The 25,084-nt window shown below is 71.5% G+C and carries 21 protein-coding genes; 13 read left to right on the forward strand and 8 right to left on the reverse strand.

Annotation, left to right across the window (positions count from 1 at the left end; translation table 11 throughout):
- Nucleotides 1–18 precede the first annotated feature (18 nt).
- Nucleotides 19–1,440, reverse strand: a complete 1,422-nt coding sequence (locus ACQPZX_RS04860) for a CHAD domain-containing protein (protein WP_433374880.1) — start codon at nucleotides 1,438–1,440, stop codon at nucleotides 19–21.
- A 125-nt stretch (nucleotides 1,441–1,565) separates the two neighbouring features.
- Between ACQPZX_RS04860 and ACQPZX_RS04865 the strand changes: the two genes are divergently transcribed.
- The gene (locus tag ACQPZX_RS04865; RefSeq protein WP_433374883.1) at nucleotides 1,566–1,790 is read left to right on the forward strand and encodes a hypothetical protein; all 225 of its coding nucleotides are present in this window, start codon (nucleotides 1,566–1,568) and stop codon (nucleotides 1,788–1,790) included.
- On the opposite strand, the gene ACQPZX_RS04870 is transcribed toward ACQPZX_RS04865, so the two are convergent.
- The gene (locus tag ACQPZX_RS04870; RefSeq protein WP_433374886.1) at nucleotides 1,787–2,107 is read right to left on the reverse strand and encodes a hypothetical protein; all 321 of its coding nucleotides are present in this window, start codon (nucleotides 2,105–2,107) and stop codon (nucleotides 1,787–1,789) included. The two genes, ACQPZX_RS04865 and ACQPZX_RS04870, sit on opposite strands and share 4 nt — an antisense overlap.
- 184 nt (nucleotides 2,108–2,291) lie before the next feature.
- Here ACQPZX_RS04870 and ACQPZX_RS04875 point away from each other — a divergent pair, with 184 nt between their 5' ends.
- Nucleotides 2,292–2,420 (forward strand): hypothetical protein, encoded by a 129-nt coding sequence (locus tag ACQPZX_RS04875; protein ID WP_433374889.1) that lies wholly within the window; start codon nucleotides 2,292–2,294, stop codon nucleotides 2,418–2,420.
- Between the two features lie 207 nt (nucleotides 2,421–2,627).
- Here ACQPZX_RS04875 and msrA read toward each other — a convergent pair whose 3' ends face one another.
- The gene (gene msrA, locus ACQPZX_RS04880; RefSeq protein ID WP_433374891.1) at nucleotides 2,628–3,287 is read right to left on the reverse strand and encodes a peptide-methionine (S)-S-oxide reductase MsrA; all 660 of its coding nucleotides are present in this window, start codon (nucleotides 3,285–3,287) and stop codon (nucleotides 2,628–2,630) included.
- A 48-nt stretch (nucleotides 3,288–3,335) separates the two neighbouring features.
- The gene (locus ACQPZX_RS04885; RefSeq protein ID WP_433374893.1) at nucleotides 3,336–3,749 is read right to left on the reverse strand and encodes an HIT family protein; all 414 of its coding nucleotides are present in this window, start codon (nucleotides 3,747–3,749) and stop codon (nucleotides 3,336–3,338) included.
- 24 nt (nucleotides 3,750–3,773) lie between these two features.
- Between ACQPZX_RS04885 and ACQPZX_RS04890 the strand changes: the two genes are divergently transcribed.
- Genes ACQPZX_RS04890 through ilvA form a run of 3 tightly spaced genes read left to right on the forward strand, consistent with a single transcriptional unit; the run spans nucleotide 3,774 to nucleotide 7,572 of the window.
- Entirely contained in the window at nucleotides 3,774–4,925 is a 1,152-nt protein-coding gene (locus ACQPZX_RS04890) for a cystathionine gamma-synthase (RefSeq protein ID WP_433374896.1), read from the forward strand.
- A gap of 22 nt (nucleotides 4,926–4,947) precedes the next feature.
- Complete coding sequence (locus tag ACQPZX_RS04895; RefSeq protein WP_433374899.1) at nucleotides 4,948–6,312, forward strand: amidase; 1,365 nt, start codon at nucleotides 4,948–4,950, stop codon at nucleotides 6,310–6,312.
- Nucleotides 6,313–6,333: 21 nt separating this feature from the next.
- Complete coding sequence (gene ilvA, locus ACQPZX_RS04900; protein ID WP_433374902.1) at nucleotides 6,334–7,572, forward strand: threonine ammonia-lyase; 1,239 nt, start codon at nucleotides 6,334–6,336, stop codon at nucleotides 7,570–7,572.
- Nucleotides 7,573–7,754: 182 nt separating this feature from the next.
- Here the strand turns inward: ilvA and greA are convergent, their stop codons facing one another.
- Both greA and ACQPZX_RS04910 read right to left on the reverse strand, forming a co-directional pair.
- Complete coding sequence (gene greA / locus ACQPZX_RS04905; protein WP_433374905.1) at nucleotides 7,755–8,249, reverse strand: transcription elongation factor GreA; 495 nt, start codon at nucleotides 8,247–8,249, stop codon at nucleotides 7,755–7,757.
- A gap of 139 nt (nucleotides 8,250–8,388) precedes the next feature.
- Nucleotides 8,389–8,868: a DUF4307 domain-containing protein gene (locus ACQPZX_RS04910; protein WP_433374908.1), complete on the reverse strand. Its 480-nt coding sequence runs from the start codon at nucleotides 8,866–8,868 to the stop codon at nucleotides 8,389–8,391.
- Between the two features lie 32 nt (nucleotides 8,869–8,900).
- On the opposite strand from ACQPZX_RS04910, the gene mca reads away from it, so the two are divergent.
- The 8 genes from mca to ACQPZX_RS04950 all read left to right on the forward strand — a co-directional run bounded on the left by mca (nucleotide 8,901) and on the right by ACQPZX_RS04950 (nucleotide 17,602).
- Nucleotides 8,901–9,779, forward strand: a complete 879-nt coding sequence (gene mca, locus ACQPZX_RS04915; protein ID WP_433374911.1) for a mycothiol conjugate amidase Mca — start codon at nucleotides 8,901–8,903, stop codon at nucleotides 9,777–9,779.
- Nucleotides 9,780–9,908: 129 nt separating this feature from the next.
- Nucleotides 9,909–10,265, forward strand: coding sequence for a hypothetical protein (locus ACQPZX_RS04920; protein ID WP_433374914.1), 357 nt, complete (start codon nucleotides 9,909–9,911; stop codon nucleotides 10,263–10,265).
- Between the two features lie 249 nt (nucleotides 10,266–10,514).
- Complete coding sequence (locus ACQPZX_RS04925; protein WP_433374917.1) at nucleotides 10,515–13,058, forward strand: EAL domain-containing protein; 2,544 nt, start codon at nucleotides 10,515–10,517, stop codon at nucleotides 13,056–13,058.
- Between the two features lie 24 nt (nucleotides 13,059–13,082).
- On the forward strand, nucleotides 13,083–15,086 hold the full coding sequence (locus tag ACQPZX_RS04930; RefSeq protein WP_433374920.1) for a thioredoxin domain-containing protein: 2,004 nt from the start codon (nucleotides 13,083–13,085) through the stop codon (nucleotides 15,084–15,086).
- Between the two features lie 28 nt (nucleotides 15,087–15,114).
- A complete protein-coding gene (locus ACQPZX_RS04935) occupies nucleotides 15,115–16,257 on the forward strand; it encodes a 5-(carboxyamino)imidazole ribonucleotide synthase (protein ID WP_433374923.1) in 1,143 nt (380 codons plus the stop codon).
- A complete protein-coding gene (gene purE / locus ACQPZX_RS04940) occupies nucleotides 16,257–16,754 on the forward strand; it encodes a 5-(carboxyamino)imidazole ribonucleotide mutase (protein WP_433374926.1) in 498 nt (165 codons plus the stop codon). Before ACQPZX_RS04935 ends, purE begins: the two co-directional genes overlap by 1 nt.
- A 4-nt stretch (nucleotides 16,755–16,758) precedes the next feature.
- Nucleotides 16,759–17,160, forward strand: coding sequence for a glutaredoxin domain-containing protein (locus ACQPZX_RS04945; protein ID WP_433374929.1), 402 nt, complete (start codon nucleotides 16,759–16,761; stop codon nucleotides 17,158–17,160).
- 10 nt (nucleotides 17,161–17,170) lie between these two features.
- Nucleotides 17,171–17,602: a glutaredoxin domain-containing protein gene (locus ACQPZX_RS04950; RefSeq protein WP_433374931.1), complete on the forward strand. Its 432-nt coding sequence runs from the start codon at nucleotides 17,171–17,173 to the stop codon at nucleotides 17,600–17,602.
- A 504-nt stretch (nucleotides 17,603–18,106) separates the two neighbouring features.
- On the opposite strand, the gene ACQPZX_RS04955 is transcribed toward ACQPZX_RS04950, so the two are convergent.
- Together ACQPZX_RS04955 and ACQPZX_RS04960 are read right to left on the reverse strand one after the other, a co-directional pair.
- Nucleotides 18,107–23,491: an SCO7613 C-terminal domain-containing membrane protein gene (locus ACQPZX_RS04955; RefSeq protein ID WP_433374933.1), complete on the reverse strand. Its 5,385-nt coding sequence runs from the start codon at nucleotides 23,489–23,491 to the stop codon at nucleotides 18,107–18,109.
- Between the two features lie 146 nt (nucleotides 23,492–23,637).
- Nucleotides 23,638–25,005: a UDP-glucose dehydrogenase family protein gene (locus tag ACQPZX_RS04960; RefSeq protein WP_433374936.1), complete on the reverse strand. Its 1,368-nt coding sequence runs from the start codon at nucleotides 25,003–25,005 to the stop codon at nucleotides 23,638–23,640.
- Nucleotides 25,006–25,084: the final 79 nt, after the last annotated feature.

The raw sequence follows: 25,084 nt of genomic DNA on the forward strand, positions 1-25,084 counted from the left end.
ACCCCGAACAGATGAACCTCAGCCGAGCCGGCGACGAAGGTTCTTCTTTCGTGAAGCTTCCACCACGACGGGCAACTCGGCGTAGGTCTCGCGGCCCACCTGCTCCTGACGTCCCCAGAGCACGCCGAACCAGAAGCTGTCCGGCCCGAGCTCGTGCAGCAGCTCGCGGGCGACCACCGAGTCCTGGTGGGCGCCGAGCACATCCTGGAGGTCGGTCAGAGCGTTGACCAGGCGTTTGCCGTCCTTGCCCGCGGCCGGGGCGAAAACTTCAACGGCATAACGAGCTTTCTTGTACGCCTTGCGCGCCTCATGCAATTCCGCGTCCACCCCGTCGGCGAGCGCGGTGTCGAGCAGACTGTCGGCCTTGCGCAGGCTCTTGCGGGCGCGGCCGAGCTGGTCCTTCTCGCCGCGGCCGGTCAGCGCGGCCAGGCTGTCGACCTGGTCGAGCAGGGCGAGGTAGCGCTCGCTCTCCAGAGCCTCGGCGACCGCGGTCTTGCCGTCCTCGATCTGGTGGTCGAGGTACTCCCGGATGCGGGTGGCGGCCTCGGCGAAGTCGGGGCCGGCCTGCTCCACCCCGGCCAGCAGTTTGCCCTTCTGCACCTGGCCGTCGCGCACCTGACCGAGCAGGTCGGCGAGCCATTTCAGCTCGGGGCCGACCTCCTCGAAGCCGGGGAAGGAGCGCTTGAAGGTCTTGAGGGTGCTGCGCAGCCGCCGGGTGGCGACCCGCATCTTGTGAATGGACTCGGGGTCGGCCTGCCGCGCCCCCGGGTCGTATTCGGCGAGGGCGTCGCGCTGCTCCCGCGCGTACCGGAAGACCGGATTTTTAGTTTTTGTCTGTTTGTCCGTCTTTTTCGTGAGACGCCCGTTCAGCGCGCGAGCGACCTTGGACGGGCCCGCGGCGGGCGTGGCGCCCGCGTCGACCAGCCGGCGCTCGACCGCCTCCAGCACCGCGGGATCGCCCTCGACCAGCTCGACCTCGACCTCCTGCCAGCGCTGCTCGGCGCCGTCGGCCTCGGCCCGCACGCTGTCCTGGGCGATCAGCGCGAGCGTGTGGCCCTCGCCGTCGACCAGCGGCGTCTCGATCCGGTGGGTGCGCAGGCGGGCGATCGGCCGGAGCTGCTCCCGGCGGATGATCGCGCGGACCTGACCGCTGAGCTCGGAGGGGACCTTGTCCTTGTCGCCGCCGTTGAGGGGGAGGCGGTGCTCGGTGCGACTGCTGCCGCTGCCGGGGGTCTTCAGATGCCAGCCCGCGTCGCCGCCGCCGGTCCGCCGCCGCAAAGTCCGGCGGTTCTTCATCAAGGTCAGCTCTTCGGTGTCGAAGTACGTGGCGTCGAGATCGTGCGTCTTCGCCGCGGCCGTCCGGGCGACGCCGTCCAGCGAAGGCAACACGAAGTTCTCAGGTACGTCATATTTACGTTCAGTTTCGCTGGCGATCTCCATCTGTTCATGTTGCCCGACGGAGGGCCTCCTACACAGACCAATCGATTGGCAGGTTGTGCACAGCTTCGTCTCAGCAACGGCTGGCACTGTTGTTCTTGCTTCCGTCATGGCCTTGGAGGTAGCTCATGGAGAAGCCCGAGACGCGGAAGGTCTCGCTCGCCGGGCTCGGCCTGATCGGCGCGGGCGCCGTCCTCGGCATCGCGCTCGCCACCCCCGCGTCCGCCGCGACGCCCGACAACTCCCGCCCGCCGCGGCCGCCGGCTTCCCCGGTCGTCGAGTCGCCCGACTCGACGCCTGGCTCTACGCCCGGCACTTCGCCCGGCTCTTCGCGCGAGGCCGAGCAGGACTAGCGGTACCTTCCCTGGCTGCGTAGGTAGAGCGCCCGCGAGTAGCTCGCCGTGGCGGCGCCGTAATACATCGTCGCGAGGCCGACGTGAAAGCTGTTGTCGGTCAGCGCGTTCTTCGAGTTGGCCGACGCCGCCCACCGGATCTCCGCGTCCGAGGCGCTGATCCCCTTGCGCTCGCAGCGCAGCCGGTTCATCTCTTTGCCCGTCTTCCAGGTCTCGAGCGCGGCCTCGGCCTGGCGCATCATCGTGCGCGCCTGCTCGGTGAGGGATTCGGCGAGAGCCCAGGCGGCTCGCTCCTCCTCGCTGTTGAAGGCTGGCATCGTGCACCTCCCGGGTGGTAGCCCATCGATTCCCAGTGTGCGGAGCATGTCGGGATATGTCGATCTTTTTCCACCGGGCGTGTGACCGATCCTCGCCCCATGCCGGAAGATCTGAGGAACCTGTTCGACCGGGCGCTCGACGACGAGCCGGTGTTCCCCGACATTTGACCTCGCCCAGCAGGCGATGGCTCGGGGCAGGGGCATCCGCCGCCGGCGCCGTGGCCTGCTGGCCGTCGTCGCCGTCGTGGCGGCGCTCAACGTCATTCCGGCGTCCGCCGACCCGCCACCGCGGGCGTCGGCACTGGCGCGATAGCCGGGATTTCGTCGCGTCCATCAACGCGTCGCGGCTGCCCGGCTCGTTCCGGGTGAAGCTGGTGATGCCGTTGCGATACTCGGGGTTCGCCGCGACGTACGGCCACCGGCCCGGGGTCGAAGACCTGATCGGCGGGATGTGCTCGTGGGCGGCGAGTAGCAGTGACCTCTCAGCCGGGCGCACCCGGCTGAGACGGTTGCCTCATCTTCAGGCGGTCTTCGCCACGCCGACCGGGCAGGTCATGCCGTTCGGGCCGTGGTTGCAGTAGCCGTACGGGTTCTTGGCGTCGGACAGGTACTGCTGGTGGTAGTCCTCGGCGTAGAAGAACGTCGTCAGCGGCTTGATCTCGGTGGTGATCCGGCCGCGGCGGGCCGCGGTGACCACCGGCTGGAACAGCTCCTCGGACTTGCGCGCGGCCCGCAGCTGGTCGTCCGTGGTCGTGTAGATCGCGGAGCGGTACTGCGTGCCGACGTCGTTGCCCTGGCGCATGCCCTGGGTCGGGTCGTGGTTCTCCCAGAAGGCCTTCAGCAGGTCCTCAAACGTGATCTTGCTGGGGTCGTACACGACCTGGACCACCTCGGCGTGCCCGGTCGAGCCGGAGCAGGCCTCCTCGTAGGTGGGGTTGCTGGTGAACCCGCCGGCGTAGCCGGCCGCGGTCGAGTACACGCCGGGGAGGCGCCAGAAAATGCGCTCCGCGCCCCAGAAACAGCCCATTCCGAAGACCGCGACCTCGAGGCCCTCGGGCCACGGGCCCCTCATCGGGGTGCCGAGCACGACGTGCTTGTCGGCCACCGGCATCTGCAGGGGGCGGCCCGGCAGGGCCTGGTCGGGGGTGGGTAGCTCGAGCTTCTTGTGCCGCAGGAACACGGTCACTCCCTTCATCCGGTCTGTGCAACGCCGGAGGTTAGGTAACCCTTACCCGAGCTCGGAGGCGATTTTGGCGGCGTAGTCGGCGGCCTCCTCGTCGCTCGCGTATTTCGTGCGCGGCCAGAAGAAGCCCCTCAGGCCGTCCCCTTTTGTCCGGGGCACCACATGTGTATGCAAATGCGCGACCGACTGCGATACAACATTATTTATCGCGACAAAGGTTCCCTGCGATCCCAGCGCGGGCGGCACCGCCGCCGCGATCCGTTGCACCAGTCCGAAATATCCCGGCAAGTCGGACGGCGGCAAATCGGGCAGCGTCACCACATGCTGCCGGGGAACGACCAGCACATGCCCCTTGAAGACCGGCCGGGTGTCGAGGAAGCCGACGCCTTCCGGCACGTCGATGACCTTGAAGGCGGGTACAGTCCCCGCCACGATCGCACAGAACACGCACTCGGCCACGATGCGAGACTAGCCTTGCGGAGCATGACCGCTAACAGCTACGGCTTCGACACCCTTGCCATCCACGCCGGTCAAGAGCCGGATCCGCGGACGGGCGCGGTGGTGCCGCCGATCTACCAGACGAGCACCTACGCCCAGGATGCCGTCGGCGCGCCCCGGCTGGGCTACGAATACAGCCGCTCCAGCAACCCGACCCGCGACGCTCTCCAGGAGTGCCTCGCGGCGATCGAGGGCGGGCGTCGCGGTCTGGCCTTCGCGAGCGGACTGGCCGCCGAGGACACCCTGCTGCGGGCCGTCTGCCGGCCCGGCGACCACGTGGTCATTCCCGGTGACGCGTACGGCGGCACGTACCGGCTCTTCGCGAAGGTCGCCGAGAACTGGGGCCTGGACTGGACCGCCGTCCCGCTCGACGACCTCGACCAGGTGCGGGCCGCGTTCCGGCCCGGCCACACCCGGCTGATCTGGGCGGAGACCCCGACCAACCCGCTGCTCAACGTCGCCGACATCGCCGCGCTGGCCGCCCTCGCCCACGAGTACGACGCGATGCTGGTCGTCGACAACACCTTCGCCTCGCCGTACCTGCAGCAGCCGCTCGCCCTGGGCGCCGACGTGGTCGTGCACTCGACCACGAAGTACCTGGGTGGACACTCCGACGTGGTCGGCGGCGCGCTGATCACGGCGACCGACGACCTGGGCGAGATGCTCGCCTTCCACCAGAACGCGATGGGCGGGGTCAACGGCCCGTTCGACGCGTGGCTGACGCTGCGGGGGATCAAGACCCTCGGCGTACGGATGGATCGTCATTGCGACAACGCCGAGCGCATCGTCGGCTATCTCCGCGAGCACACCGCCGTGGAGAGCGTGCTCTACCCGGGTCTCGAGTCGCACCCGGGGCACGAGACCGCGGCCAAGCAGATGAAGCGCTTCGGCGGAATGGTGTCGTTCCGCGCGGCCGGCGGCCCCGAGGCGGCGCTCCAGATCTGCAACCGGACGAAACTGTTCGTGCTGGCCGAGTCGCTCGGCGGAGTCGAATCGCTGATCGAGCACCCGGGACAGATGACACACCTGTCAGCTGCGGGCTCACCGCTTGAAGTCCCCGCGGATCTCGTGCGACTGTCTGTCGGCATCGAAAGCGTTGACGATCTGCTCGCCGACCTCGAGCAGGCGCTCGGCTGACACTTAAGTTACGGAGCATGGGATGTCGGACGTCACGAGCTGGGTGGGCGCCACCGCGAAACAGATCTCCCGGGCGGTGCGGCGCGGTGACGTGTCGGCCACCCAGGTCGTCGCCGACACGATCGAGCAGATCTCCATCTCCGACCCGTCGCTGGACGCGTTCCGGGTGATCCGGGCGGGCGAGGCGCTCTCCGAGGCGGAAAAGGTCGACGACCAGGAAGACCTCGGCAACCTCCCGCTCGCCGGCGTGCCGGTCGCGGTGAAGGAGAACACGGCCGTGGCCGGGCTGCCCACCTGGAGCGGCTCGGCCGCCGCCCGCCAGCCGGTCGCCGAGCACGACCACGAGGTCGTCCGCCGGCTGCGGGGCGCGGGCGCGATCGTGGTCGGGGTGACCCGCATGCCGGAGATGGGACTGTGGGCGGTCACCGACGACGAGGACGCCCCGACCCGCAACCCGTGGGACCGCGACCGCACGCCGGGCGGCTCGTCCGGCGGCTCGGCGGCGGCGGTCGCGGCCGGGCTGGTGCCGATCGCCCAGGGCAACGACGGGCTGGGCTCGATCCGCATCCCGGCGGCCTGCTGCGGGCTGGTCGGCCTCAAGCCGGGCCGCGGGGTGATCCCGGCCGAGCTGGGCGTCGACGGCGACGGCTGGTTCGGCCTGGTGGAGAACGGCGTGCTCACCACCACCGTGGCCGACGCCGCGCTCGGCTTCTCGGTGCTCGCCGGCCGTGACCCGGTCAGGCTGGTCGAGCCGGACAAGCTCCGGATCGGCGTCTCGACCCGGTCGCCGGTGGTCGGCATCCGGCCGGACGAGCCGAACCTCGGCGCGGTGGCCACGGCCGCGACCATCATGACCAAGGCCGGGCACGACACGGTGGTCGCGGAGCCGCGCTACCCGACCGCGCTGGGCCTGCGCGTGCTGGCCACCTGGTTCGCGTCGGCGTACCGCGAGTCGCAGAACCTCGACGTCAGAAAGTTGCAGCCGCGTACCCGCCGGCACATCCGGCTCGGAAAGTGGGCGTGGCGCAGCGGCATGGTGAAGCAGGCGCACCGGGACGCCTGGCGCGAGCAGTCGATCAAGTTCTTCGCCGATCGCAACATCGACGTGCTGCTGACGCCGGCGCTGGCGGCGGCGCCGCCGCTCGCCGAGAGCTATTCCTCCGGCTCGTGGCGGCACAACATGTCGGTGAGCATGAGGTACGCGCCGTACGCCGCACCCTGGAACGTGGCCGGTCTCCCGGCGATCGTCGTGCCGGTCGGGACGCGCCCGGACGGGCTGCCGCTGGGCGTGCAGATCGTCGGCCCGCCGGACTCCGAGCTGCTGCTTCTCTCGATCGCCGGGCAGCTCGAGGTGGCCAACCCCTGGCAGCGTCACGCCTTCGGGTGATCAAGTGGCACGATTCATCCCATGAGCCATCCGCTTGACCTGCTGTCCCTGTCCGACATCGAGGCGGCGCGGGAGCTGCTCACCGGGGTCGTCGAGCCGACTCCGCTGATCCATTCGCGCCCGCTGTCGGACATCACCGGGGCGCCGTCCTGGCTCAAGTGTGAGAACCAGCAGCGTGCGGGCTCGTACAAGGTGCGGGGGGCGTACACGAGAATCGCCCGTCTCTCGGCCGAGGAGCGCAAGCGGGGCGTCGTGGCCGCCAGCGCCGGAAATCACGCCCAGGGCGTCGCCCTGGCGGCGGAGTTGCTGGGCGCGAGCGCCACCGTCTTCATGCCGGAGGGCGCGCCGCTGCCGAAGGTCACGGCCACCAGGGGTTACGGCGCGGCCATCGAGTACGCGGGGACCAGCGTCGACGATGCTCTCGAGGCCGCCCGGCATTTCGCGGACGCGACCGGCGCGATCTTCATCCACCCCTTCGACCACCCCGACATCATCGCTGGGCAGGGCACGGTCGGCCTGGAGATCCTCGAGCAGCTGCCGGAAACGGCCACGATCGTCACCGCGGTCGGCGGCGGCGGCCTCGTCTCGGGTCTCTCGGTCGCGGTCAAGGCGCTGCGGCCGGACGTCCGGATCGTCGGCGTGCAGGCGGCGGGCGCGGCGGCGTACCCGCCCTCGCTGGCCGCCGGATCCCCGCAGAAGCTGGCGCGGGGCCGGACGATCGCGGACGGCATCGCCGTCCTGCGCCCGGGGGATCTGACGTTCGCGCACGTCAGCAAGCTGGTCGACGACGTCGTCACGGTGACCGACGACGACCTGTCGGCGGCGCTGCTGATGCTGGTCGAGCGCCACAAGATGGTGGTGGAGCCGGCCGGCGCCGCAGGCGTGGCGGCCCTGATGACCGGGGCGGTCGTGCCGGCGGACGGCCCGGTGGTGGCCATACTTTCCGGCGGCAACATCGACCCCATGCTGCTGCTGCGGGTGATCGAGCACGGTCTCGCGTCGGCCGGCCGCTTCCTGCGCCTGGCCGTGCGCTGCGACGACCGCCCGGGAGAGCTGGCCCGCCTGCTCGGACGCATCGCCGGCCAGCGGGCAAACGTCGTGGACGTCGCACACGTACGGGAAAGCCCGCGCCTGAATTTCGGCGAGGTCGAGGTGGCCCTGTCGGTCGAGACCCGCGGCCCCGACCATTCATCGGCCCTGATCGCCGACCTGCGCGACTCCGGTTACCGAGTCGCGCTGCTGGCCGACGCCACCCCCTGACTCCCGGGGCGCCCCGTACCCGGGGACTCCCGCGATCGCCCCGCAGTTGAGGAGGCAGTCGGCTTTTCGTCGCCGCGGGGTTTGCGGCGCCGGAAAGCCGCCTGCCTCCTCAACTGCGGGGCGATCGCCCGCGGAGCGAAGCGGAGCCAGCTAGCTCAGTCGGCTAACTCATGCCGTCGAGTTCAGCCCTCGAACGGGCCGAACTCCACGACGGTGACCTTGATGTCGGCGCCGCTGGGGGCCGTGTAGGTCACGGTCTGGCCGTTGTTGGCGCCGAGGATCGCCTTGCCGAGCGCCGACTCCGGGCTGTACACGGTCAGGTCGGTGGTGGAGGCGATCTCGCGCGAGCCGAGCAGGAACGTCTCGGTGTCGGTCTTGTCGTCGTCGAAGTAGATCGTGACAACCGAGCCGGGCTGCACCGAAGTCGCCTTCTGCACCTCGCCGACCTCGGCGTTGCGCAGGAACTCCTTCAGATATTGAATGCGGCCTTCCTGCTTGCTCTGCTCCTCGCGCGCCGCGTGGTAACCGCCGTTCTCCCGCAAGTCGCCTTCCTCGCGACGGGCGTTGATCTCCGCGGCGACCGCGGGCCGCCCGGCGATCAGCTCGTCAAGCTCGGCCTGCAGCCGGTCGTGAGCGTCCTGAGAAAGCCAAGTCTTGGGCGTCTCTGAACTGGACACGGTCGATCTCCTTGCTGGGACGGGGAACGCTCAACATCGCCGTTGCATGCTGAACGGAGCGAATCACTAAGCTTACCAGCGGTACGCTCAGCGCCTGGATTGCTCGATCTTGCCCTATTCAACGGGGGCGGGGACTAGGTTAACCGGCCGGTTGACAACTCAGAACGTCCCCGACCGAGCCTCGTTTGCTCGTCGTCACCGGCTCCTCGGCTTCGATCGTCGTGGCGCCTGCGTCCGCCGCTTTCACGACGACCGTGCGACGGCCCACCTCGTTGCCGCCGTAGTCGCGGGCGCGCAGGACACACTCGGCCTTGCCGCCGGCCGGCACCTGGACCGTGAACTTGATCGTCATGGTCGTGTCCGTCGGGTCCTGCCAGCCGACGATCTGCGGCTGGTAGTCGGTCTGCCCGTACCGCTGGTAGAGCTTGAGGGAGATCAGCACCGACGCGGCGACCACCAGCATCAGGATGAGGATCGGCACGACCGGCCGCCGGCGGCCCTCGCGCCGGTGCCCGTAGCGTCCCGGCGGGAAAACCGGGTTTGTGGTGTGCGTCTCGCTCACCTGACCACCTCTCGTGCGTTTCTTGTCGGTGGGATCGGCCAGAATGGCAGGGTCCATCTTCGCACTCCGTTAATTAGAGGAGTTCTTCGGTGACCGAGCAGCTGCGCCTCATGACGGTGCACGCCCACCCCGACGACGAGTCGAGCAAGGGCGCCGCGACCATGGCCAAATACGTCGACGACGGCGTAAAGGTGCTGGTCGCCACGTGTACCGGCGGCGAGCGTGGCAGCGTGCTCAACCCGAAGATGGACCGTCCCGAGGTGCTGGCCGACATCGCCAACATCCGCCGCGCCGAGATGACCCGGGCACGCGAGATCCTCGGCGTCGACCAGGCGTGGCTCGGCTTCGTCGACTCGGGCCTGCCCGAGGGCGACCCGCTGCCCCCGCTGCCCGAGGGTTGCTTCGGTCTGCAGGACCCCGAGGAAGCGGCCAAGCCGCTGATCAAGCTCATCCGCGAGTTCCGGCCGCACGTCATGACGACGTACGACGAGAACGGCGGCTACCCCCACCCCGACCACATCATGTGCCACAAGATCTCGGTGGTGGCGTTCGATGCGGCCGGCGACCCGGAGAAATACCCCGAGCTGGGCGAGCCCTGGCAGCCGCTGAAGCTGTACTACAACTCCGGCTGGACCCGGGCCCGCATGCTGGCCCTGCACGAGGGCATGCTCGCGGCCGGCCTGGAGTCGCCGTACTCGGAGTGGCTCGAGAAGTGGTCCGACCGCGACGACCGCGGCGACAAGATCACCACCCGCGTCGAGTGCGGCGAGTACTTCAGCGTCCGCGACGACGCCCTGCGCGCCCACGCCACCCAGGTCGACCCCGACGGCTTCTGGTTCCGCATCCCGCTGGAGCTCCAGCAGAAGGTCTGGCCCACCGAGGATTTCGAGCTGGCCCGCTCCCTGGTAGACAGCCCCATCCCCGAGTCGGACCTGTTCGCAGGAATACACGAGCACGCAGACGCCTAACCGGCCGGCAAAGGGCTTGCGCAAGGTGCGTAGGCCCTTTAGCGGGCAGGTCCGGGAGTTTGCGCGAGGGAGGTACCGCGGCCCCCCACCTTGTCGTCCAGCCCCTGATAGGAGCAGTACTCTCAAGGGGTGGATGTCATTCTCTCGGTCAACAACTTCGGCGATACCCGCTCGGGCGGGCTGGCCGGCCCCATGGGCCTGTTTGTGATCGTGTTGATGTCCATAGCAACTGTTCTGCTGATCCGCAATATGAACAAGCGCTTGCGTCGGCTTCCCGACAGTTTCCCTGACGGTCAGCAGACAGAGCGTGAGGCTGAGATCGCGCGACTCAATGCGGACGCGGAGCGGTCCGGTGTCGAATCGCTTCGCCACGATGTCGACCAGGATCGATCGGGGGCCGATCAGCCCTCTGCGGAATCCGAGGTCAAAGGCGTTACTACTCAGAGTGACGCAACTCACGCGGAAGGCGACCAGGGCCGCGTTTGACCACGTGAGCGGTGGTTTGGTAAACGAAACCGCCACTACCCTCCGTATTGGTCAGACGAAAGCCAAACACGGGTCGTACGTCAACCCTTGTTGTGTTCATCGGGATTGATTTAGCCTTCCGCCGGGGGTCTCAACGACCCTCGACCCTGCGCGGAAGGGGGCGCCGAAAATGACCATCCTCCGCCCCCGCATTTCGCTCCTGCAGATGCACGTGCATTCGCGAGTGCCGCTCGTGAACAGGGACAACTCATGACCGCCCCACCCGTCGCCGGGGCGGGCGTCCGTCGTTCGTGGATAGCCGCGGCAGGCCTCGCGGGCCGGTCCCGAGGGGTGCGTACCCTCACCGCCGCCGTGGTCGCCACGGCCATTCTGGTGGCCGTCGCCGGGGTCCTTCTGCCCGTCGAGCGACCCGACGATCGTCCACTCTCGGTAATGGCCGGGGTGGGTCTGGCAGCACTGCTCGTGGCCGCCGGGCAACTCGCGCGCCTCCGGTTCCGGCTCGGGCGCGGCGTCGTCTCCGTCTCGTGGGGCGAGGCCGCTTTCATCATCGGATACGTCGTGGCGCCGCCCGGCTGGCTGCCGCTGGCGACCCTCGTGGGTGCGACCGTGGCCTGGGCGCTGCTGTCCTGGCTGGACGAGCACCGCAACATCGCCGAGGTCGCCCACCTGGCCGCCTCGTTGTCGCTCGGCGCGGCCGGCGCGGCGACCGTGGCCCGCGTCATCGGCGGCGACGCCCCGGTGCTCAGCGTGCGGACCCAGGGTGCCCTGGTGGCCGGCGCGCTCGCCTATCTGCTGATCACCTTCGGCCTGGCGGCGCTGACGCTGACGGTGCACCGCGACGCGCCCACCGCACAGATCTTCGCGCGGATCCCGTACGCGAAGATCCCGATGTTTGTCGGAAACGTCCTCGTTGGACTCGGCGCCGTGTTCGCGCTCGTGCGCGGCCCCCTCTGGCTGCTCGCCTTCGTGCCCGGGCTCTGGCTGCTGCAGCGCACCTACCGCTTCCACCTGCGCGCCGAGGAGGAGCGCCGGATGTGGGAGGCGTTCGCCGCGGCCACCGCCGCCATGCCCGCCGGCAGCGAGTCCGACGTGGCCGCCGCCGGTCTCCGCGGCGCGCTCGACGTGTTCGGCGCCCGGCGCGTGGAGATCGAGGTGCGCGGCCCCGGCGGCGAGCACCGGTACGCGGAGGACGGGCCAGGCCAGGACAACTTCCTCTCCGGACTGCCCGGACCGGCGATCACCCGGTCGATGGCGGTCGGCGGCGAGGCGATCGGCGAGATCACCGTCTGGCTCGCCGACCCGACCCTGCCCGCGCCGCGCGACGAGGCCGCGATCTCCGCCTACGGCGACGCGCTCGCGGCCGCGCTGCATGATGCGTCCGTGCAGGAGCAGCTCACCGAGCTGCGCCGGCGCGTCGACCACGACGGCGTGCACGACCAGCTCACCGGCCTGCGCAACCGGGCCAGTCTGCTCGCCGACGGCGACGATCTCGTACGCGGCGTCCAGCGCGACCGCCACATCGGACTGCTGCTGCTCGACATCAAGGGCTTCCGCGAGGTCAACGGCACCCTCGGCCACCGCTGCGGCGACGAGGTGCTCAAGCAGGTCGCCGAGCGGCTCACCGACCTGTCCCGCGACAACGACCTGGTCGCGCGCACCGGCGACGACGAGTTCGCGATCCTCGTTCCGGCGATCACCGCGCTCGCCGACTCGGCGACCCCGCTGCACGACACCCCGAGCCCGATGCCGATGGCGGTGCGGCGCGCCCGCGAGCTCGTCGAGCAGATCGCGTTGCCGATGGAGGTGTCCGGCGTACGCCTGGCCGTCGAGATCGCCGTCGGCGTGGCCGTGGCCCGGGCCGGCCGGGTCGAGCTGGGCGAGCTGGTGCGGCGCGCCTCACTCGCGCTCGACCAGGCGAAACAGCAGGAGCTGGCGGTCGCCACGTACGACTCCAGCCGGGACGCGGTGACCACCGACGAGCTGGCGCTGCTCGCCGAGCTGCAGGACGCGCTCGCCGCCGACGACCAGATCGTCCTGCACCTGCAGCCCTCGGTCGACCTGATCACCGCGGCCCCCACCGGCGTCGAGGCCCTGGTCCGCTGGCGTCATCCGCGCCGCGGCCAGCTCTCCCCGGGCGACTTCATCCGCACGGTCGAGCACACCGAGCTGCTCACCCCGTTCACCCGCCGGGTGCTCGACCTGGCGCTCGCGGCCGCCGCCGGCTGGAACGCGGCCGGCGTCGAGCTCCCCGTCTCGGTCAACGTCTCGGCTCGAAGCCTGCTCGACCCCGGCTTCCCGGCGCAGGTCACCGACGCGCTGCGCAAGCACCGCACGCCGGCGTCCAGCCTGGTCCTCGAGATCACCGAGTCGGTGGCGGTGAGCGACCAGGCCGTCGTCGACGACATCCTGGCCGAGCTCCGCGACGCCGGCGTCCAGCTCTCCCTGGACGACTTCGGCACCGGCTTCTCCTCGCTGTCGATGGTCACCCGAGCCCCGGTCGACGAGATCAAAATTGACCGCTCCTTCGTGGACGACATGATCGACTCGTCAGCCGCCGAGGCGGTCGTCCGCAGCGCGGTCGAGCTGGGCGCCCGCCTGGGCGTCCGAGTGGTGGCCGAGGGCGTCGAGACCACCGAACAGCGCGCGGCGCTGATCGAGCTGGGCTGCCCGAACGCCCAGGGCTACCACTTCTGCAAGCCGATGCCGGCAGACCGCATCGTGCAGGCGTTGACGCAGCTCACCGAGGCCGCCCCCAACAACATCCGCCCTCTCCGCGCCGACGACGCCTCCTGACCCGGAGCGTGAGAGGGTTGGGGTATGGCCAATCGCCTTGCGGGTGCTACCTCGCCCTATCTGCTTCAGCACAAGGACAACCCCGTCGACTGGTGGGAATGGTCTGCTGAAGCGTTTGCTGAGGCGCGGCGGCGAGATGTGCCGGTGCTCATCTCGGTGGGCTACGCGGCCTGTCACTGGTGTCATGTGATGGCTCACGAATCGTTCGAAGACGACGGCGTTGCCAAGGCCATGAACGACGGCTTCGTGGCGATCAAGGTCGACCGCGAGGAACGGCCCGATGTCGACGCGGTTTACATGACCGCTACGCAGGCCATGACGGGGCAGGGCGGGTGGCCGATGACCGTCTTTGCCACGCCGGAAGGGGATCCGTTCTTCTGCGGGACCTATTTTCCGAAAGCGCATTTCGGCCGGCTGCTCGAGTCGGTGACCGAGGCCTGGCGGGACAAGCGCGACGAGGTCGTCAAGCAGGGCGCGGCGGTGGTGCAGGCGATCGGCGGTGCTCAGCTGGTGGGTGGGCCGACGGCGCCGATCTCGGCGGAACTGCTGGCGGCGGCGGTGGGCAATCTTTTGAAAGACCGGGACAGGACGTACGGCGGGTTCGGCGGGGCGCCCAAGTTTCCGCCGCACATGGGGATGTTTTTCCTGCTGCGCCACCATCAGCGGACGGGCGACGCCGAGGTGCTCGAAGTGGTGCGGGAAACCGCCGAACGGATGGGCCGGGGCGGCATCTATGACCAGCTTGCGGGCGGGTTCGCGCGCTACTCGGTGGACGCGCATTGGACGGTGCCGCACTTCGAGAAAATGCTCTACGACAACGCGTTGCTCCTGCGGGCATATACCCAACTGTGGCGGCTGACCGACGACCCGTTCGCCAAGCGGATCGCCGACGAGACGGCGGCGTTCATGCTGCGCGATCTCGGCACGCACGAGGGCGGGCTGGCGTCGGCGCTGGACGCGGACGCCGCGGGGGTGGAGGGGCTGACGTACGCGTGGACGCCGGCCCAGCTCGCCGAGGTGCTCGGCGACGAGGACGGCGCGTGGGCGGCCGATCTGTTCCGGGTCACCGAGCAGGGCACCTTCGAGCATGGCAGCAGCGTGCTGGTGCTCGCCCGGGACATCGACGCGGCCGAGCCGTCGTTGGTCGAGCGATGGCAACGCGTACGGGAAAAGTTGCTCGAAGCGAGGGCAAGCCGTCCCCAGCCGGCGCGCGACGACAAGGTTGTGGCCTCCTGGAACGGGCTCGCGATCACCGCCCTGGCCGAGCACGGGGTGCTGACGGGCAACGCCGGGTCCCGTGACGCGGCGATCGCGCTGGCCGAGGTGCTGGCGACGCGCCACCTCGTGGACGGGCGGCTGCGGCGCGTCTCGCGGGACGGAGTGGCCGGCGAGCCGGTGGGGGTGCTCGAGGACTACGGCTGCGTGGCCGAAGCGTTCCTCGCGGTGCACCAGATCACGGCCGACGGGCGCTGGCTGGAAAGCGCGAAGGTGCTGCTCGACGTGGCGCTCGCCCACTTCGGCACCGGCGAGGGCGGGTTCTACGACACGGCCGACGACGCCGAGCGGTTGGTGACGCGGCCGGCCGACCCGACCGACAACGCGACACCGTCCGGCTTCTCGTCGATCTGCGCGGCGCTGGTCGCCTACACGGCGCTGTCGGGGGAGACGAGCTATCGCGAGGCGGCCGACGTCGCGCTGGAGAAGGTCGCGCCGCTGATCGGGGGGCATCCGCGGTTCGCGGGCTACTCGGGTGCGGTGGCCGAGGCGGCGCTCTCCGGGCCGTACGAGATCGCCCTGGTCCTGGAAAAAGACGACGACGGTGAGCTGGCCGCGGTGGCGCGCCGGCATGCCCCGGCCGGAGCCGTGATCGTCGTGGGGGAGCCGGATCGGCCGGGCGTGCCCCTGCTGGCGGATCGTCCGCTGCTGGGGGGACTGCCGACGGCGTACGTTTGCCGCGGTTTTGTCTGCGAACGCCCGGTGAACGATGCCGGCGCGCTGGTGGCCCAGTTGGGGCCGAAAGACGCTTGAGCTGGGGTGTCGCTAGGCTTGCCAGGCGATGGATACCCGAACCGGTCTGCCCGTAGTCGGCATGGTGGGCGGCGGCCAGCTGGCCCGGATGACCCACCAGGCCGCCATTTCCCTCGGCCAGTCACTGCGCGTGCTCAGTGTCTCGCCCGACGACAGCGCCGCGCTGGTGGCGGCTGATGTGCGCATCGGCACGCACACCGATCTCGCTGCGCTGCGTGACTTCGCGAAGGGGTGCGAGGCCGTCACGTTCGATCACGAGCATGTGCCGACCGAGCACATCGAGGCGCTCGAGGCCGACGGCGTCAAGATCTTCCCGGGGTCGAAGGCGCTGGTGTTCGCGCAGGACAAGGGCCAGATGCGGGAGCGGCTGGCGGCGCTGGGCGCGCCGGGGCCGCGCTGGCGGCGCGTTTCCACCGCCGAGGAGATCGAGAGCTTCGCGGCCGGCTCCTGGCCCGTCGTGGCCAAGGCGGTCCGAGGGGGGTACGACGGGCGCGGCGTGTGGATGTTGTCGTCGCTTACCGAGGCCGCCTCGCTACTGAAAAGCGGCACGAAGTTGATCGTCGAGGAGCGGGTGCCGCTTCGGCGTGAGCTCGCCGCGCTGGTGGCGCGGTCGCCGTTCGGGCAGGTGGCGGCCTATCCCGTGGTCGAGACCGTGCAGAAGGACGGCATCTGCGTCGAGGTGCTGGCGCCCGCCCCCGGCCTCTCCGAGTCGCGCGCGATCGAGGCGCAGCAGCTCGCCATCGACCTGGCTCACTCCCTTGGCGTGGTCGGGCTGCTCGCGGTCGAGCTATTCGAGACCGACGACGGCATCGTCGTCAACGAGCTCGCGATGCGCCCGCACAACTCCGGCCACTGGACGATCGAGGGCGCCCGCACCTCGCAGTTCGAGCAACACCTGCGGGCGGTCCTCGACTACCCGATGGGCGCGACCACGCTGACCGCGCCCGCCGTCGTGATGGCGAACGTGCTGGGTGGCGAGCCCGGCGGCATCTCCATCGACGAGCGGCTGCACCACCTGTTCGCGACCGACCCCGGCGCGCGCGTCCACCTGTACGGCAAGCAGGTCCGGCCCGGCCGCAAGATCGGGCACGTGACCGTGCTGGGCGACGACATGACCTCGGTGCGGGCCCGCGCGGCCCGGGCCGCCAAGTGGCTTCAGGAGGGTTCGTAATGGCGCCGGTCGTCGGGATCATCATGGGCAGCGACTCGGACTGGCCCACGATGGAGGCGGCGGCGCTGGCCCTCGCCGAGTTCGAGGTGCCGTTCGAGGTCGGTGTGGTCTCCGCCCACCGCACCGTCCGCAAGATGGTCGACTACGCCGAGTCGGCGGCCGACCGCGGCATCAAGGCGATCATCGCCGGCGCCGGCGGGGCGGCCCACCTGCCCGGCATGGTGGCGGCGCTGACCCCGCTGCCGGTGATCGGGGTGCCGGTGCCGCTCAAGCACCTCGACGGGATGGACTCGCTGCTGTCGATCGTGCAGATGCCGGCCGGCGTGCCGGTGGCGACGGTCTCGATCGGCGGTGCGCGGAACGCGGGACTGCTGGCCGTGCGCATCCTCGGCGCTTCGGATCCGGTGCTGCGGACCCGGATGGCGGCCTTCCAGGCAAGCCTGGAAAAGCTGGTGGAGGAGAAGGACACGGCGCTGCGGCAGCGCCTGCTCGGCTGAGCCGATGCTGCGGCGCTGGGGGCTGTCGGGGGTTCTGTTCGCGCTCGCGGTCACGTACGGCGGGTCGCGGCTGCTCGACGACCGGCTGATCGGGGCGGTGCTGCTGTTCGGCTTCTTCGCCGGGATCGGCTTCGTGGTCTCGCCGTGGATGTTCCCGCGGTCGGTCAGCGCGGCCGAGGCCACGCGGCTGAGCGCGGCGGACGGGCGGCCGATCGTCTACTGGCGACTGCGCTGCCCGTGGTGTTTGCGGCTGCGGTGGGCGCTGCGCGGAGAGGCGCGGCGGCTGCACTGGGTCGACGTCTGGAAGGACCCGTCGGCGTCGGTGGACGCCGTTCCCACCGTCGAGTTGCACGGGACGAAGCTGATCAATCCCACGGCGGCGGCCGTGCGGGAGCTGGTGCGGTAGCGTCACGGCCATGATGCGCCGTTGGGGTCTGTCGATTGCGATGGTGGTGCTGGCGCTGGTTTTCGGCGCGCTCGAGCTCGCCACCGGGTCGGCCGGCGTGGCCGTGGGGCTGTTCCTGCTCTTCGCGGCAGTCGCGGTGCTGGTGTCGCCGCGCGCCTTCCCGAAATCGGTGACGGACGCCGAGGCGCGTGCGCTGACCGCGGCCGATGGGCGGCCGATCGTCTATTGGCGGCCGGGGTGCCCGTACTGCATGCGGCTGCGGGCCTCGATGGGCCGCGACGCGCGTCGTCTGCACTGGGTGGACATCTGGGCCGACCCGGAGGGCGCGGCGTCGGTGCGCGCGGTGGCCGACGGCAACGAGACCGTGCCGACAGTGATCGCGGGCGGCGAGGCGATGGTCAACCCCAAGCCAGATCGCGTACGCGACCTCGTGCGCACCTGATCGCCGCCAGGCACCCATCTCCCACCGCCGTCGCCCGTGTCCCACCGTCAGCCGCTTTCGTCGCGCCGCCGCTTTCGTCGCGCCGCCGCTTTCGTCGCGCCGCCGCTCTCGCCGTGCCGCCGCTCTCGCCGTGCCGCCGCTTTCGTCGCGCCGCCGCTTTCGTCGCGCCGCCGCTTTCGTCGCGCCGCCGCTTTCGTCGCGCCGCGCTCGTTGCGCTCTGGTCGCGTCGTCGCCCCTGCCGCCCCCTGCCGCGCTGGTCGAGTCGTCGCCTTCGCCTTCGCCGTGAGATCTTGATGAAATGCCGTTCGTGGCGCGCGGGAACTCATCAACCTGCGCCACTGGCCACGAGCCACTACCGGAAAAATGACGATATTTCGGGTGGCGTGCGTGCGTCGGGCGCGGGTGTGGGCGGGCGTGAGTGGGCGCTGCGCCGCGGGTTGAGCCTTCGGCGGGCGGCGGGCGGCGGGCGGCGGGCGGCGGGCGGCGGGCTCGGCTGGGCCCGTTTCAGCGCATCTTTACCAAGGCGTCTCGTAGGCCCTCTCGGGTGCGCCGGCGGTTTTCGTTCGTGGCTCCGAAGATCAGCAGGACTATGCCGAGGGGCAGCAGGACCAGCCACGGGCCGACCAGGGTGACCGCGAAGTGGATCGCGGCGAAGGCTGTGGCTACGGCGCCTACGACCACGGGGGCCTGCTGGCGGTAGATCGAGCCGACGATCAGCGTGGCTACGGCGGCCAGCAGGAGGAGGACCTCGCGCAGTTCGCCGCCGTTGCCGGCCAGCACTATGCCGATTGTGGGGACGAAAGCGGCCAGCAGCGCCGGGCCGTAGGCGGCCCAGCTGCTCAGGTCGGTGCGGGTGCGGGACTCGACCACGCCCACGGCCAGGGCCAGGGCGGCGAAGGGCAGCGTGTACGCCTCGGGGAGCGCTACATCGGCGAGCGCGATGAACAGCCACCAGCCGACGATCTCGAAGCCTACGGCCAGCCAGAACAGCAGACGGCGCTGGCTGGGGGAGCGGCCCGTCCGGGAGGCGGCCAGGCCGAGAACGGCGCCCCACGCGGCCAGCAAGGCGGCCAGGTGGGCGGGTGAGTCGAAGGCCAGCGCGCCGGCCAGCACCGCGGAGGTGTAGCCGGCCCATTCGACCGTGGTGGCCTCGGATCGGTACTGGGGGAGGCCCAGGCGGGGGACTGTGGCCTCGATGATCAGCAGGCCGGCCCCGACGCCGAGGACGCCGAAGGCGGCCCACTCGCGGGCCACCCCGCCGGCGATGGCGGCGGCCAGGACGAACAGCTGGGCCATCACGGCGGCGAACAGCCAGCCCAGGATGCGGGCCGTCTGGGTGCGGCCGGCCAGGGCGGCGACCAGGCCGACGCCCACGGCCGAGCCCAGCGTGAAGAGGGTGAGGTCCTGGCGGGCGAGACTGCCGGCCAGGCCGGCGTTGCCCGCGAGCAGGCCGACCACGAAGACGATCGTGCGGGTGGTGCGCAGCAGGCCGGCGTGCCCGCCCGCGGGGGGCGGGGTGAGGGCCAGGCCGAGCATGACGATCGTGAAGACGACCAGGCCGGCGGTGGTGGCCGCGGGGAAGGGCGCGTGCAGCGCGATCGGGGCGATCAGGATGGTGATCGCCACGCCGGGAAGGATGACCGGTACGGCCTCGGACGTCTTGCCGCCGAAGCCGATCGCGGCCAGCGCGGCGGCGCCGGTGAGCAGGACGATCGCCAGGACGCTGGTGGCGTCGACGTAGCCGGACGCGGGCTGGGACAGCGCCGGGATCGGGCCTTCCCAGATGTGGCGCATCTGCTGCAGCGGGTCGACCAGCGCGGCCCGGAGGGCGGGCGTGATCGAGAAGATCGCCAGCACCGTCGGGACCAGGGCCAGCACCACGGCGCTGGTGGCCGGGTCGACCAGCCAGCGGTTGCTGAGGCCGCTCGGGCGCAGGCTGGTCCAGCGGGCCGTGTAGCGCGAGCCCGACCACGACCGGGTGCGCGCGACGGTGAGGCCGGGCGCGGGGATCGCGCCGCGCAGCAGCTCGGCCAGGACGCCTAGCAGGGCCGCGGCGGCGGCGTAGAGCGCGGTCGAGTAGTCGGTGGGGATCGACGCGAACGCGGTGATGGTCGCGCCGAGGACCAGGCCGACGGTGGCCCAGGGCAGGTACTGCGGAATCCAGCGGCCGATCAGCGCGAGCAGGGCGAGGCTGAGGCTCGAGGCGGCCAGCGCCGCGGTCAGCACGACCTGGGCGCCGTTGCCCTGCTCGGCGGCGAGCGCGGCGAAGATGCCGGGCAGCACGAGCAGCATCGAGCCGGTGGCGGCGCCGCCGATCTGGGCGCGGTGCCGGGGCATGCCCGTGTCGTCGCGGGCCAGGTCGGCCTCGGTGATGACCGGTGACCAGAAGCCGCCGGAGTCGAGGGGCACGTCCTCGGGGGCGACCGTGTAGGCGACCGGGGTGCGGGCCATCACCGCGGTGAGCGCGCCGACCGCGGCGATGATCAGCAGGGCGACGCCGGTGGACCACGGGCGGGCGAGGCCGGCTCCGGCCGCGTGCAGGAGCACGGCGGCCGCGGCGCCGGCGCGGCAGAGGGCGGCGCGAGGGTCGGCGGCGGCGACCGCGGCCATCGCGTACGCGACGCCGACCGCGCCCCCGACCAGCAGCGGCGACCACCAGGGCAGCCCGATCGCGAACGGCGTGCCGATCGCCGCGAGCGCGCCGGCCGTCGCCGAGATCGCGTAGGACCACGGCCGGGGCGCCGCGAACGCGGCCGCGATGGCCACCACGACCAGCGCGAACGGCGCCTGCCAGGCGCCCGCCTGGGCGGCCGTCGGGTACTGCGTGAGGTCGGCCGCCCAGACCGCGCCGTGCAGGCCGAGGATCTTGACGCCGCCGGCGAGCGCCTGCCAGCCGGCGATCGCGCCGACCACGACGCCGGCGAGCGCGAGACCGCGCACCGGGCCGCGCCGCCAGTCGTCGGGCAGGGCGGCCACGCCGAGCGCGACGATCAGCACCACCACGCCGGCGACGGCGAGCGGCGCCTCCGGGAAGGCCAGGGCGAACACCCGGGCCAGCGCGCCGCAGATCGCGACCGTCGCGGCGGCCGCGGCGATGTCGGGGCCGTCGAGCACCCGGTCGCTGCGCCGGCCGTTGTCGATCGACTTGGCGAAGAACAGCAGACCGGCCGCGACCAGCAGCAGCGCGCCCACCCAGATGTCGGGCGCGGTCGCGCCGGGGGCGAGCAGCGCGGCCAGCGCCAGCGAGACCGCGCCGAGGCCGGCGCCGGCGGTCAGCGGCAGGCTGATCTCGCGGCGGGCGACCTGGAAGACGGCCGCGTAGCTGAGCGTCGCGGCCACGGCCAGGAAGCCGACGGCCAGGGCGGGCACGGTGACCGCCTCGGTGGGCGGCGGGCCGCCGCCCTTGTCGGAGACGGCGAGCGCGCCGGTGACCACCGCGCCGGGCAGGGCGAGCGCGGCCGCGCCGGACGCCCAGTCGCCGACCAGCCACGCGTACAGCCGGATCGGGATCTGCCGGGCCGCCACGGCGATCATCACGCCGGCCCCGGCCAGCGCGGTCAGCACGGCCGCGGTGAGCCAGGAGGCACTGAGCGCGGCGCCCGCGCCGAACAGGCCGACCGTGCCGGCCGCGGCGACGTGCGTGACGGCGACGCGGCGGGTGCCGGCCGCGAGGCCCGCGCCGCCGATCGCGATGGCCGCCAGCACCAGCGGCCAGGGCGCCTCCGACCAGCGCAGGCCGAGCGAGGCGGGCACGGCCAGCGCGGTCAGCGCCACGCCGATCACGGCGCCCTCGTGCCGCCAGTTGCGCGGCAGGGCCAGCGCGGCGGCGATGGTGAGCAGCAACGCGCTGAACGCGAGCAGCCAACCGGACGGGCCAGCCGCGTCGGCGATCTTCTGCGCGTACGCGGCCGTGTCGGCGTGCCAGATCGGGCGGGCCGCCGACAGTGGCGCGAGCGCCGCCCGCAGGCCGTCGATGGTGAGGAAGACGCCGAGGATGACCAGGGCGCACGCCGACGCGATCTCCGGGCCGACCCGGATCATCGGAGGCAGCAGGCCGACGACCGCGCCGGTGACCGCCACGGTGGCGGCCGCCACGACCAGCGTCCAGCGCGGGTCGACCACGTCGGCTATCCGGGCTGCCGAGCCGATCACGGCCAGAGTGAGCACGCCGCCGGTGATGTTGCGGGCCAAAAGGTTTTTGAGCAGGCTCGCGGCGGCCACGGCGGTGAGCGCGGCCAGCACCAGCAGCAGGCCCGAGCGCATCGCGTCGGGCACCACCTGGGCCTGCAGCAGCGCCACCGACGAGTAGAGCAGGGCGCCCGCGCTGGCCACACAGAGCAGCGCGAACGTGAGCTCGCGCAGCCAGTCGGCCGAGGGCGGGGTGGCCGGCGGCGCGAGCGGGACCGATCCGGCGGGCGGGGCGCCGGCCGGGCGGGGGCCGGGGAAGATCCGGGTACGCAGCCAGCGGCGCCGCTGGCCGGTCATCCCCGAGATGATCAGGTCCGGCTCCTCGGGCATCGACTCCGGGCGCGGCGGGGCGTCCGCCGCGTACGAGCCCGGGTCGGCCGGATCGCCCCGGCGCAGGTAGTCGGCCGCGCCGGCGTCGGCCGCGGCGAGCGTCTCGCGGTCGGCCCCGACCGGGCGCCCGATCGGCCACTGCGGCACCAGCCGGCCGCTGCGGATCACGGTGGTGAGCAGCAGCAGGTCGAGCACGGCCACCACGGTCAGGGCCATGCCCCAGCCGGCCGGGCTCTGGATCGACGGGTACGCGAGCAGCAGCGGCACCGGCTTCAGGCGCGTGGCGTACAGGAAAGCGGCTACGGACGTGATCGCGAAGGTGACGCCCAGATAGATCTGCAGGGAGACGCGGGGGCCGCCGGCCAGACTGCTGCCGTGCAGCACGTACAGCGTCATCGGCAGCAGCGCGAGGCCGACCGCGGCGATCGTCTCGGCGGTCGAGCTCAGGCCGCGCTGGGCGATGCCGGGCGCGGCGACCAGCGCGATCGCGGTGAAGATGGCCAGGATCAGGGCGCGGGCGAGCGGGTTGCTCACCGCGACGCCGGCGAAGACCACCGCGGCCACGCCGATGAGCAGCGCGCCGAGGGCGAGCAGGATGTTCTGCACCGACTGGGTGGAGGCCTCGGGCGGATGCTGCTCGCCGCCGGTGAACCCGGCCCGGCGCGGGGGCGGGGCGACCCGCTCGGTGGGCGGCGGGTCGTCGACCAGCGCGGTCACGCCGTCGGTGGCGACGCCGGGCGGCCCGGTGTGCGGCGAGCCCGGCGGGGCCCACTCGGGACGCGGGCCGGTGGCGCCGCCGCGCGTGCGGGCTCTCGACGCGGTGCCCGTCGAGGCGGTGCCGGTCGAGGCCCGGTTGGCCGAGGCAGGGCCGGTCGAGGCGGTGCCGGTCGACGCTGGGCCGGTTGGCGCGGTGCCGGCCGACGGGTCGGTTGCCATGGTGGGTGGGGCGGTCGAGGAACCGGGCGGCCGGGCTCCCGGCGGAGGCGGCGGCGTCTCGGTCATCGGCACCGAGCCGGGCGGAGGTGGCGCCCCGGACGGGCGGGCGCCGGGCGGCGGCGGGGGCGCCTCGCCGCGATGACCCGAGGGCGGGGGCGGAGGGGTCTCGCCCTGGTGACCCGAGGGCTCGGGCGGCGGCGCGAATTCTTCGGCGGGCTTACGCCGTACGCGTCGGGATTTGGTGGCTTTTTTGGCCTTTGACTGTTGGTTCGCGTGCGACAGGATGTCCCGCTGGAACTGCGCCGCCTGGATCTTGGCGGCGATCTGCGTGCGCTCCTTCGCGGCGGCCATGTCGCGGATCTTGAGTTCCGCTATCGAGGCCTCGATCCGGGCCAGCTCCTCGTCGTAGCTGTCGGACTTTCCCGCCTGCGCCACGGCACCTCCTCGACCCTGCCGGCAGTCCTGGCCAGATCGAAAGACCCAGCCGGGGACAACTAGAGCATGCCGGTATGACACCTCATTAGAACAGGCTCACCGGGGCGAAGATCTATGGAAACGGACGCGAAACGCCGCGGACGTTGTCACGCGGGCGGGCGACCCATCCCCCGATAGGTCCACCCGGCGCGCGCCCACTGGGCCGGGTCCAGGCAGTTCCGGCCGTCGATGACCCGGCGGGCCGCGACCAGCTCGCCCAGCAGGGTCGGGTCGGCGTTGCGGAACTCCGCCCACTCGGTGGCGATCACCACGAGGGCGACGCCGCTCACCGCGGCGGTCATCGTCGGCGCGTAGGTGAGAGCGGGCTGTGCCCGGCGCGCGTTCTCCATCGCCTGCGGGTCGTAGACCTGGACGTTCGCCCCGGCCGCGGCCAATGCTGCCGCGGCGGCGAGACTGGGCGCGTCGCGTACGTCATCGGAATTGGGCTTGAACGCCGCGCCCAGCACGGCCACCCTCGTGCCGGAAAGGTCCGGCCCGGCCGGGCCGACCGGCCGGTCGAGCAGCTCCGCCGCGAGGTGGAGCACCCGGCCCCGCCGCCGCGTGTTGATCAGGTCGACCTCGTGCAGGAAGCGCAACGCCTCGCCCGCGCCCAGCTCCTGCGCCCGCGCCTGGAACGCGCGGATGTCCTTGGGCAGGCAACCACCGCCGAAACCCAGCCCGGCCTGCAGGAACTTGTTGCCGATCCGCGGGTCGTAGCCGATCGCCCGGGCCAGCTGGGTGACGTCCGCGCCGGCCACCTCGCACACCTCGGCCATCGCGTTGATGAAGCTGATCTTCGTGGCCAGGAACGCGTTGGCGGCGACCTTCACCAGCTCGGCCGTCGCGAAGTCGGTCGTCACCAGCGGCACGTCGCGGTCCTCGGTCGCGGCCAGATCGAAGACGCCCTTGTGCGCGGCCGCGAGCAGATCGTTCGCCCATTCCGAGCGCACGCCCGCGACGATCCGGTTCGGGCGCAGCACGTCCTCGACCGCGAAACCCTCCTGGAGGAACTCGGGGGACCAGGCCACCTCGACGCCGAGTGCGGGGTCGGCGAGCTTCGCGACCAGCTGTTCCACCCACGAGGCCGTGCCCACCGGCACGGTGGACTTCCCGACGATCAAGGCGCGGCGTTTCAGCAGCGGCGCGAGATTGGTCACGGCCTGTTCCACGTACGTGAGATCGGCGCTCATCCCGTCGGCGCGCTGCGGCGTGCCCACGCAGATGAAATGCACGTCGGCCCGGTCCGCGGCGTCGGCGTAGCCGGTGCTGAAATGCAGCCTTCCCTTCGCCAGGTTGCGGCGCAGCAGATCGTCCAGGCCCGGCTCGTGGAACGGCACCCGGCCGTTCCGGAGCGCGTCGATCTTGGTCTCGTCCACGTCCACGCCGACCACCTCGTAGCCGAGCTCGGCGAAGCAGATGGCGTAGGTGGCGCCCAGATAGCCGGTACCCAGGAACGACAGGCGGGGAAGTGTCACGCTCGGCATAACGATCGAGCCCCTGGTGGGCGAGCGCTACGCGCCAGTAACATAGCGGTTGGTTCGCCCTCTCGTGGAA

The sequence above is a fragment of the Actinoplanes sp. CA-142083 genome (assembly GCF_050942195.1).
Taxonomy (GTDB): Bacteria; Actinomycetota; Actinomycetes; order Mycobacteriales; family Micromonosporaceae; genus Actinoplanes.

What these genes read in the sequence shown, in the direction of transcription:
- ACQPZX_RS04860 (WP_433374880.1), bottom strand. Translation starts at nt 1,440, where the DNA reads ATGGAGATCGCCAGCGAAACTGAACGTAAATATGACGTACCTGAGAAC.
- ACQPZX_RS04870 (WP_433374886.1), bottom strand. Translation starts at nt 2,107, where the DNA reads ATGCCAGCCTTCAACAGCGAGGAGGAGCGAGCCGCCTGGGCTCTCGCC.
- ACQPZX_RS04865 (WP_433374883.1), top strand. Translation starts at nt 1,566, where the DNA reads ATGGAGAAGCCCGAGACGCGGAAGGTCTCGCTCGCCGGGCTCGGCCTG.
- ACQPZX_RS04930 (WP_433374920.1), top strand. Translation starts at nt 13,083, where the DNA reads ATGGCCAATCGCCTTGCGGGTGCTACCTCGCCCTATCTGCTTCAGCAC.
- ACQPZX_RS04925 (WP_433374917.1), top strand. Translation starts at nt 10,515, where the DNA reads ATGACCGCCCCACCCGTCGCCGGGGCGGGCGTCCGTCGTTCGTGGATA.
- ACQPZX_RS04910 (WP_433374908.1), bottom strand. Translation starts at nt 8,868, where the DNA reads ATGGACCCTGCCATTCTGGCCGATCCCACCGACAAGAAACGCACGAGA.
- ACQPZX_RS04875 (WP_433374889.1), top strand. Translation starts at nt 2,292, where the DNA reads ATGGCTCGGGGCAGGGGCATCCGCCGCCGGCGCCGTGGCCTGCTGGCC.
- ACQPZX_RS04890 (WP_433374896.1), top strand. Translation starts at nt 3,774, where the DNA reads ATGACCGCTAACAGCTACGGCTTCGACACCCTTGCCATCCACGCCGGT.
- ACQPZX_RS04935 (WP_433374923.1), top strand. Translation starts at nt 15,115, where the DNA reads ATGGATACCCGAACCGGTCTGCCCGTAGTCGGCATGGTGGGCGGCGGC.
- ilvA (WP_433374902.1), top strand. Translation starts at nt 6,334, where the DNA reads ATGAGCCATCCGCTTGACCTGCTGTCCCTGTCCGACATCGAGGCGGCG.
- purE (WP_433374926.1), top strand. Translation starts at nt 16,257, where the DNA reads ATGGCGCCGGTCGTCGGGATCATCATGGGCAGCGACTCGGACTGGCCC.
- ACQPZX_RS04950 (WP_433374931.1), top strand. Translation starts at nt 17,171, where the DNA reads ATGATGCGCCGTTGGGGTCTGTCGATTGCGATGGTGGTGCTGGCGCTG.
- ACQPZX_RS04945 (WP_433374929.1), top strand. Translation starts at nt 16,759, where the DNA reads ATGCTGCGGCGCTGGGGGCTGTCGGGGGTTCTGTTCGCGCTCGCGGTC.
- ACQPZX_RS04895 (WP_433374899.1), top strand. Translation starts at nt 4,948, where the DNA reads ATGTCGGACGTCACGAGCTGGGTGGGCGCCACCGCGAAACAGATCTCC.